Raw genomic sequence first — 668 nt, 5'->3', positions numbered from 1 at the left:
GTGGTCCAGCTGCTGGGTTCACTGGACGCCGGGCTGCCCGCGCCGGGCGTATGGACCCACGCCCACTCGCTGGCCTTTGACGTCTCGGTGTGGGAAATCTTCGGTCCGCTGCTGCGCGGTGGGCGCCTGGTGGTGGTGCCCGAACCGGTGGCCGGCTCGCCGGACGAGTTTCATCAGTTGCTGGTCGCCGAGCGGGTCAGCGTGCTGACCCAGACCCCGTCGGCGTTGGCGATGCTTTCCCCGCAGGGGTTGGAGACGACGGCGGTGGTGATCGTCGGTGAGGCCGGCTCGCCCGAGGTGGTGGACCGCTGGGCGCCGGGACGGGTGATGGTCAACGCCTATGGCCCCACCGAGACGACGATGTGCGTGGCGATCAGCGCTCCGCTGTCGGTGGGTGCCGGGGTGGTGCCCATCGGTGCGCCGGTCGCGTGGGCGGCCTTTGCTGTGTTGGACGGATGGTTGCGGCCGGTGCCCGCCGGGGTGGTCGGCGAACTGTATCTGGCCGGGCGCGGGGTGGGCGTCGGGTATCTGGGCCGGCCAGGGTTGACCGGGTCGCGCTTCGTGGCGTGCCCGTTCGGCGGGCCGGGGTCGCGGATGTATCGCAGCGGGGATTTGGTGCGTTGGGGTCGTGATGGGCAGTTGCAGTATCTGGGGCGTGCCGATGAGCA

Annotated in this window: 1 protein-coding gene; it reads left to right on the top strand. The window is 70.8% G+C overall.

From position 1 onward, the window contains the following. Window positions 1-668: AMP-binding protein (locus BST14_RS28210; RefSeq protein ID WP_142279684.1), on the top strand; the 668-nt coding region annotated here is incomplete at both ends.

This window comes from Mycobacterium arosiense ATCC BAA-1401 = DSM 45069 (assembly GCF_002086125.1).
Lineage (GTDB): Bacteria > Actinomycetota > Actinomycetes > Mycobacteriales > Mycobacteriaceae > Mycobacterium > Mycobacterium arosiense.
This window is presented reverse-complemented; position numbering and strand designations above follow the sequence as displayed.